General features: G+C 61.0%; 5 protein-coding genes. 1 reads left to right on the top strand and 4 read right to left on the bottom strand.

Annotated features, from left to right (window positions below):
* Window positions 1–677: 677 nt before the first annotated feature.
* Together FZC61_RS22720 and FZC61_RS22715 are read right to left on the bottom strand one after the other, a co-directional pair.
* On the bottom strand, window positions 678–1,250 hold the full coding sequence (locus FZC61_RS22720; RefSeq protein WP_148616550.1) for a hypothetical protein: 573 nt from the start codon (window positions 1,248–1,250) through the stop codon (window positions 678–680).
* Window positions 1,251–1,262: 12 nt separating this feature from the next.
* Window positions 1,263–5,732, bottom strand: a complete 4,470-nt coding sequence (locus FZC61_RS22715; protein ID WP_170286246.1) for a VWA domain-containing protein — start codon at window positions 5,730–5,732, stop codon at window positions 1,263–1,265.
* A 1,075-nt stretch (window positions 5,733–6,807) separates the two neighbouring features.
* On the opposite strand from FZC61_RS22715, the gene FZC61_RS22710 reads away from it, so the two are divergent.
* Entirely contained in the window at window positions 6,808–7,191 is a 384-nt protein-coding gene (locus tag FZC61_RS22710) for a replication-relaxation family protein (RefSeq protein ID WP_148616548.1), read from the top strand.
* Here FZC61_RS22710 and FZC61_RS22705 read toward each other — a convergent pair.
* Together FZC61_RS22705 and FZC61_RS22700 are read right to left on the bottom strand one after the other, a co-directional pair.
* Window positions 7,188–7,436, bottom strand: coding sequence for a hypothetical protein (locus tag FZC61_RS22705; RefSeq protein ID WP_148616547.1), 249 nt, complete (start codon window positions 7,434–7,436; stop codon window positions 7,188–7,190). The genes FZC61_RS22710 and FZC61_RS22705 overlap by 4 nt on opposite strands.
* 158 nt (window positions 7,437–7,594) lie before the next feature.
* Window positions 7,595–8,713: ISL3 family transposase (locus tag FZC61_RS22700; RefSeq protein WP_148616546.1), on the bottom strand; the 1,119-nt coding region annotated here is incomplete at its 5' end.

Below are 8,713 nucleotides of genomic sequence, written 5' to 3'. Positions count from 1 at the left end.
GGACGCTCCTCGAAACTTCCATCCGCTCCGTTACTCGGCATCCCCGCAGGTCAGACCCGGTGCCGGATCCAGCACCTATGCGAATCGACAGCGTCTACCGACGCCTCAGCCCCGACCAGATCGCCCAACGGTCGCTGAGTACGAGACCCGCACTCGGTTGCATAAGGTCTAGCCGCACTGGCACATCGACCTACGCGACGTGCCAGCCGGCCTCGACGACTTTTGTGCGGTCTCTACCGACCGCCGGCCTACTTCCGCGCGCTGCCATGGCGCCGGACGTATGAGTACCTAAGCCGCTTTCCGGAATCTCTACCGCGTACGAGAGCGGAGCGACGTCCTTCCCACCTTCGGCTTGGAGATGGCTGTCTACCCTTCTAGCTGGCGGGCTCAATCTCCAAAATTGTAATCGCGAAGCAATTGATATGCCTGGGAATCGCTCTGTAGCGTATGAATGATCTCGGAATTCGGCGTACGCAATACTACCGTGAATGTACCAGACTGGTCCGACTCTACCGTCAAGGCAGAGCCATCATCTTCAGTCCTAGTGAGCGTTAGCTTCGCTCCAGTTCGGACTAGATAAGAAAGTCCTTCATGGAGTGAATCCTCGGAAGGATCGGTGATCACACATTCCGGGTATAAATGCATTTGCGTGGACAAGTCTCCATTCCGTCCTGGGGTTACGAGTCGAGGATGCTGTTGTACAGGCGACCGAGTCCCTCCTCGTGCCACGGCCGCTTGTAGTGGATGCGGCTGATCACTTGCCCGTAGACCATCGACCAGGGACTCGCCCAACCGCCCGCCACTCCGAGGAGGCCGGTTTGGTGCTGATTAATGTCTCGTGATCGTTTAGGTGCAACGTACACGCCCCATTCAGCCGTTGGCACCGCGGCGGTCACCAGATCAGCTAAGTGAACACCGAGCAGGTCTATCAGCCACAGGGTGCCGTCGGACAGCGGCGCTGCAAGCGATCCGTCCTGAGTCTCGTACCACGGCGGCCTATTGCCCATTTGTTGGTCCTCGACCGGCTGCGGTGTTGCCAGACTCAGTTGGCCTCTGCTCTTGTCGATGAGGTCGTAAGACCAGCTGGACAACATCGGCAGAGTGGACACTCCGCTGAGCATGTCCGCCCGGCCGTTTGTAGTGGCGTCAATTTCGTTCCGCAGCCATAGCCGTCGGTAGGGCAGGCTCGCGACGTAAGAGTCGCAATAGGCCTGTGCTTCGAGCAGGCTTAGCTCTGAGAAGTCGATCACTGAAACACCATATCAGGAGGCATAGAGGACGTAGGGGATGTCGTTAATCTCCAGCAATTCGCGAAGTTCGTCATCAGGGCCGACCGATCCGTCCGTGTGTTCAAAGAAGTGCCACTCCACCTCATTGATCGGCGTGTTCAGATCGGCTCGAAGGGCCACATCCTTACGGATCTGCTCCTTGACGTAAGGTAGCGCTTTCCAGAACCCATTCTTGGCCTCAATTGCCTTCCTGATAACAGGAACGAAGATGTCGGGGAATCGGTACCCTGCGTTTCCTCGTGAGCCGGGCTTGCGGCCGCCGACCGGTGGGAAGCCCATCTGCTTGGGGAGCGCGCCAGGTGTTGCAGCGCGAAGCTCAGCCTCAGCAACACTTTCGAGGTCATAGAGTCGAGGTGACTTTCGGATTTCGCTCGCCCCATCGATTGCGCGACTGAGTACATGGAAATCGATTCGACGGGCGGCGAATGCGGCAATGCTGGTGTCCGAGAAGTGTTTACTGATGTTCTTTACAGTGGATCCGTCGTACTGCCGCAAGATGTACATCTTCAAGGAGAGCGGGAGCTCCGATCGCTTCATCAGAAAGGCGAGGCCATCGATAGCCTTCCGCGAACCTGCGCCGAGCTGCTTGCTGATTCGTTTGATGAACTTTGCGCCCTTGACGGCCACCGACACGGCGTCTCCCGCAAGTGGCAGGAAGAAGAGAACGTCGAAGGCTGCCGATACGAAGTCGCCCGTGGTGACGGCGCCGATAACGTCGAGGACGTCCTTATACCCAAAGAATCCCCCGGTGAGGCTACCCGCGAAGAAGGCAATGGTGTCGCCTCCGGCCTCGCACCAACTCCATCCGGCCGGGCAACTGGCGCCGAGAGCGAAGTCGCGTGCGTACTCCCACTTGGAGACTTCCTCGTCGTACACGAGCGGGTCGTAGCCTCGGTCGCGACGAGTTGCCTCGAAGCCATCAAGATGGTTGTCACCATCGGTGTTGGCGTTGGCGGGGTCTGTTTGGTACTTCCAGGCCTCGTCGCTGTCGAGGAGGCCGTCGGAATCGCTGTCGTTTGTGAAGGCTCCCGTGCCGAAGTCAGCTTCGACCGGGTCAAGGAGGTTGTCTCGGTCTAGGTCGGGATCGGTCGGCGACGACATGACAACCCTGAAGTAGGGCGATGCGATGCCGAGCGATTCAGTCAGCAGGTCAAGGCCACCTTCGACAACTGCCTGCGTGATCTCCTCGCCATCAAGAAGTCCGTCAGAGTCCGTGTCGGGCAGGGTGGGGTTCGAGAAGTAAGTGATGCCGTCGCCACCGATGGTGCCGCGCTTTTCTTCGCAGTCCGAGAGTCCGTCCTCGTCGGTGTCGGGACCTTGTGCGATTTCTTGGAGGACGTCAGAAAGGCCATCGCTCGATGAGACGGGGAAATACTGGCCGCCAGTGCTCGTCGCAATGCCTTGGAGCAATTGATCGTTGACGAACGCGCCAAGCCCAATAGTGACGATCTGGATGCCGCGGCGCACCGCGACGTTTGTCAATTCCGGATCGTAAGCGCCGTCGCCGTCGGTAAGTAGAACAAGTAACCGACCTCGCCCACCCTCAGCTGTACCGAGGGCAGAGATACCCTCACGAACGCCGGCTCCGATATCTGTCCCACCATCAGCGTCAATGGAGGTGATCGCGGCGTTGAGCAGAGACTTATCGGACGTCAACGGCTGGACTATCGCCGCTGAATCATCGAAGTCAACGACTGCGCCACGATCGAGCGGTAGTAAGGAGTCAACGAAACTTGTGGACGCTTGGAGCCTAAGACCTTCGGGGTCATTCTGCAGCATTGAGCCCGATGAATCGAGTACGAACGCAACGTCGCCATAGGTGACAGCGTTGGCCGCATTGCCGATTGGTGCGCACCGGTCGCCTTCGTCCTCGAACGTATTTAGCATCACACGGCGATCGAAGAGCGCGAAGATCGAGAAGTGGGGAAGTGTCGTTTGGACGGTGCCGGCGGCAGTATTAACCGTCTGAGTGTTGCCCGCGGGAACCCAGTAGTTGAGCTGAGGGTTCCACGTATAAATTCGTAGATCCGCTGGGTTGGTGCTCACCGTGGCCGGGTTGAAGTTGAGCGTGAGCTGAGCCGAGCTGAGATTTGCAGTGGCCTCTTCGGGCAGATGTACCTCGATGGGCGCGCTGATTTGCCCCGGACCACCCGTGAGCACTCCGTTTGGCACTCGGGTAATTGTCAACGGTCCGCTGAGGTCTCCCTTGCCGTTCAGGGTGACAGTCGCGCCCGCGGTTGAAGTCGTTGACTGCGTTGAGTCGTCGCCGTCCCGAATGCCGTCACGGTCGGTGTCAGGATCGAACGAGTTCGTTGCATTGCGGATTTCAGCAGCGTCGGAAGATCCATCTGCGTCAGAGTCGGACTGTAGCGGGTTGGTGCCGGCCCGCAGTTCGGCGGCGTCATCGATGGAGTCACGATCGGTGTCCGGATTGAGCGCGCTCGTGCCAGCCGCCTGCTCTCGCAGTGCGGTGAGTCCGTCTCGGTCTTCGTCCTCGACACCGTCTTGCACACCGTTGTTGTTCGTGTCTCGCTTGCCAGGACTGTGAGCTCCAGTTGCCTTGAGAATCTCGAAGCTGTCAGTGAGCCCGTCACCGTCGGTGTCAGAGCCGCCGCCGGGGTTTAGACCAAACGCGATCTCCACCCGGTCTGGCACACCGTCGCCGTCTGAGTCGAGCATGCTGTAACTGAAGTCGGCATGCGCCTGCGACGTAGTGCCGATCGTGACCATCCGCGGACCGTTGAGCGCGCCGCCACCTGCGGGGGCGGTTGGCACCGAGATCGTGTAATTGCCGCCGGGGATCAAGCCGCGGATGACGTAGTCACCATTCGCGGTGGTAGTCGCCTCCTTACTGAACAGCGCGTTTGCGGGTCCAGCGTCAGTTCGGGTAGCACGAACTACGACGCCTGATGCTCGTGGGTCGTCAGAGTCCAACCGGCTGTTTCGGGCGCCGTCGTACCAGATGGTGCCTCCAACCGATCCGACGCCAGCAGTGCTATTGGTTGCGACGCTGAACGTCTGCGTCGCGTCTTCGACGTGGCCGTCCGACACGCTTAGTCGGTAGATCACCGACGCACCGTTGGTGTCCTCGCTGGGAATCTCTGATGCAAACGACCAGGTCGCGATGCCTGCGGCGGACAGTTGCCCCTTTTGTGCACGCATTAGCTCCGACTGCCATTCGCCAGCAGCATCGAGCCACTCGATGACACCAACGCACGGTGAGTAGCTGCAGTTGCTCGACGCGCGGACCTCGAGCGGAAGACCCGGCGGTGTGACTACGGGAGGCACGTAGACCGTGTGCGGCGGCTCGAGGACACGCACAGGGAAGGCGAATGTTCCGCGGAGTGCATCACCGACCGCGACAAGCCCGGTGTCCGGGTAGCCAGCTGGCGGCAGGAGCGCGCCATCGGTCGGGATATACGCGCCGTTGTAGGACGTACCCGGTGCGAAGGCGTTGGTGTATCCATCGTTCACCTGGGCGTACCAGATCAGTCCGCGCGTTGTGACTGCAGCGGCTGGGATCGTCGCGGCGTACTGATTGAGGTTTCCTAAAGTAGAGGGCACAGATATCGAGGTTCTTGCCATCGGCAGCTTTGTGAACTCAGTCGGATCAAGGCTGATGGCACCGGTGACATCTACCTGCGCGTAGAACAGCGTTGCGGCGCACGTCTCGGTGGCGCAGTTCGCTGCAATCGTGACGGGAAAAGGCTCGTTGGCTTTGGTCACCACGGGCGTCGTCGGAACGACGTGCGGCGGCTCGATTACCCGCGTGTGCAGGTAACCCACGCGGGTTCCCGAGACAGCGACGTAGCCGTCAATCTGGCTTGTTCCAGGAAACCACGTTGTCGTAGCCCCATCTGACACAGAAATAAAGTAGTCCACTCCGCGGGTATCGACGGCTTCCGCCGGGATAGCGCCGGAAACTGTGACGAGACGGAAGTCTCCTACGATGCCGTTGGGCACGTTTGCTACCTGCATTCTCGCCGAATTGAACGCTCCTTCTTCGAGAATGCTTCCGGTTGTGGTACGCCAAAAGAGCTGTGCCGAACAGGTTGAGCGGCCAATCGGGCAGTTGGCGGTGGCCTGAATGGCAATTGGCTTCCGGTAAGGCGCGGTTAGTACGGGAGCGTGCACGATGTGCGGAGTTTCCAGAACATGAACGTGCATGTAGCCAGTTCGAATGCCGTCTTGGGGCAGGTAACCCTGGTAGGTCGTTCCCGGCCAGAACGCTTGCGTGTTGCCATCCTCGACTCGCATGAAGTAGTCGACGCCGCGAGTGTCGACCGTTGCGGCCGGAATCTGAGCTTTGAATACCGTCTCGCGACCGAAGTCGCCGAGTGAGGTAGTACTGGTCGCGTTCATCCGAATGGACGACCAGTCGGGGGGGATTGTCTCGAACGTCGTCAGGATGGTGTCGTCGTTCGGGGACGTGCGGAAGTACAACGTCGCGATACATGAAGACGTCGAGCAGGTCGAACTGAGCTCGAGGTCGATTGGCTTGGCGTTCGCGGCGAACGGAGTAGGGACATGATGCGGAAGCGGCGGTGATATCGCATGGACGTGGAACGTCGCCCCAGTAAGTTCAGCTGGCGCCCGGACGACGCCTGCAGCACTTACTGACTCGAGGTAGTAGTCGACCCCCGTGCTGTCGACGACGTCAGCCGGGATAGAAGCTGTCCAATCCATAACTTTGCGACCATCTGGCGGCAATTGGTTGCCCGAGGCTGTCATTGGAACTCGTCGCCACGAGCCCGCGGGACGAGTCCCTCCTCCGGTTGTGCGGAAGATGAGATCAAGAGGGCAAGAGCTACTTGCATCGCAAGTGGTCTTGGCGTTAATCGGAATAGATCGACCAACAAACGTGGTATCCGTCGGCGCGTGGACGATGGTCGTCGCAAGCGGCGCAGCAGCTGCAGTCGCACCAACTGATGGTTGTAAAATTGCGAGCAATGAGACGATTAGTGATACAACTAATGATCGGATGCCGTACGCCCGAAGTTGCCGACGGTCAATGCGAGAGGTCAGAGATAGATACGCGCGCACAGCAATACTCCGATGAGGGTGGCAACTGGGAACGGTGGTGTCGACAATGCGACTGATCAACCACGTCGTCGGCAGGGATTCCGGCCGATCCGGAAGGGCTAACGTGCAGCGAAACCGTTTGTTACGACGGGATGCCAAAATGAGCCAATGCGTCTAGACCTCCGGCAAGGTGTTTCTCAAAAGCGACCAGAGGCCGTCAGAGTGTGGTAGATGCCTGGGCGGCGGCATGCCCAGCACGCAGGGACGAGAGCAGACCGCGCCGTTGCCGTTACGGGGTCCGAAAGTAGGGATACCTTCGCGCCTGTTGATGGCCGCTCCGAGAGCCGGGGCCAGCGAGTCAGCCGTCGACAGCTCGACCGCCTCAACAGTGCTCTCAGTGACCGTGACCGGTCCATCCTGACTTCACTCGACTCCTACTGACTCTTCTGAACAACCCACCTCCAGCAGTTGCAATTCAGCGACCACAGCACGCCTGATGCCGCTGCTCGCATCTGCCGAAGGGTGTCGAAACCCCAGCGAGCACCTCCTCATCGAGTCCATTGAGCGGCGCATGGGCGGCATCGGCGCCGGCCCCACGGGCACCGTCTGGCGCGTCGGCCCGGCCGGTGACCGCCTGCTGCGAGCCGATGACCATGACGCTGCTCGGGCTCGTCGCCGGGAGCCATCGCGGCGCTTTCTGGAACACCGGATGCTTGTCGCCGATGTGGCATGTTCCCTCACCACGGCCGCCGGGCGGGGCAGCTTCGAGCTGCTGCGCATCGAGCCCGAACCAGCAAGCTGGCGCGACTACAGCGGCCCCCAGGGCGGGCGGGAGACACTCAAGCCCGACCTGTTCGCCATCACTGCGGCGGGCGACTAGAGGACCACTGGTTCATTGAGGTTGACCGCGGAACCGAGAGCCTGCCGACACTGCTCAAGCAGTGCGACCAGTAGGAGACTTACCGCCGCAGCGGCCGCGAACAAGGCACCAGCGGCGTCTTTCCGTGGGTGCTGTGGCTTCTGCCGGATGAACATCGACGCGGTCGCCTCCGTGAGGCGATCCGACGCGACGACGATCTCGACCCTGCGCTGTTTCGACCCCACGTCTACAACGAGCTTCGGCATGTCATGACGGTCGGTGCCTCATGACGTCACCGACCATCCAGCGCAACCAGATCTTTGGAGGCGACGCCGCTGCGCGCATGCGCGGGCTACCGAACAGCAGCATCGAGTGCGTAGTGACCTCGCCGCCGAACTTCTGGCTGCGTGATTGCGGGCTCTTCCTACTTGAGGTGGGGGCTGGTGAGTCCACCACCGATGAGCAGCGTCCGTAGGCGGTAGTTGTCGTAGTTGCGGAATCCGCGTGCGACGCGGCGGTGGAGTTCGATGAGGCCGTTGATGGCTTCGGTGCCGCCGTTGTTGGATCGGCCGGTGTCGAAGTAGGCCAGGAACGCTTCGCGCCACTGGCGCAGGGTCTTGCCGAGCCGTTTGATCTCCGGGATCGGGCAGGTCATGAAGGAGGCGAGGACCTTCTCGGCGATCTTCTTGCCTTCGGCGAGGTTGGGGTGGCGGTAGGCCGGGCGGAGCTGCTGCGAACACGCCCACGCGACGTAGACCTCGAGGTGTGCATCATCGGCAGCGATGGCCTTCTCGAACCGTGCCCACTGCTTGTCGGTGAGACGCTCAGCGCCGGCACGGAGCATGGTGCGGATCCCGTAGAGCGAGTCACCGGAACGACTCCGGTGACCAAGAGTCTCCTGCTGCACGCGCCGTCGGACCTGGTCCAGCGCGGTGGTGCCGAGCTTGACGACATGGAAGGCCTCAAGGACCGCGACTGCGTCGTCGAGCTGGTCGTCGATGGCGTTCTTGTACCCGTGGAACGGATCCAAGGTGGCGACCTCGATCCCGTCACGGAACTGCTTGTTGCGGGCCTCGAGCCACGCCTTGTAGGCGGCACCCGATCGGCCGGGGACGAGGTCGAGTAACAGTGCCCGGACGCGTTGCTTGCCAGTCGGATCCCCAGCACTGACTAAGCTCCTGGTCAGATCGACCATCCCGGTCAGCTCCTTCGGGCCACGCCCACCGTCCTCGAGCGGCTTGGTGGACACGTGGTGCCAGACGTGCTCATCGACTCCGAGGGTGGTGACGTTCTCGAAGCGGGTCTCATCAGCGGCCATGTCCTCGAGCAGCGGCTTGATCGAGCCCCACACCGTGTTCCAGGTCGTAGCGAACTGACGACACAGACCACGCACCGAGGCGTGCTCGCGACGCAGCTGCCCAATGGCCCACCACCTTGCCCGGGTGGTCAGCAACGCCCGCGACGCGGCCAAGTCGTCGTGCTGTTCGGTGAACGCCTTCGTTTCGCATGCAGGCTCGGTGCAGCGCCACATCCGTTTGCGCCA

This window comes from Nocardioides rubriscoriae, from assembly GCF_008087085.1.
GTDB lineage: Bacteria > Actinomycetota > Actinomycetes > Propionibacteriales > Nocardioidaceae > Nocardioides > Nocardioides rubriscoriae.
Note: the sequence above shows the minus strand (reverse complement) of the source record. Positions and strands in the feature narration are given on the sequence as shown.

Bases quoted from the DNA above. Each gene is read 5' to 3' on its own strand.
- FZC61_RS22710 (WP_148616548.1), top strand. From the start codon at position 6,808: ATGCCGCTGCTCGCATCTGCCGAAGGGTGTCGAAACCCCAGCGAGCAC.
- FZC61_RS22705 (WP_148616547.1), bottom strand. From the start codon at position 7,436: ATGCCGAAGCTCGTTGTAGACGTGGGGTCGAAACAGCGCAGGGTCGAG.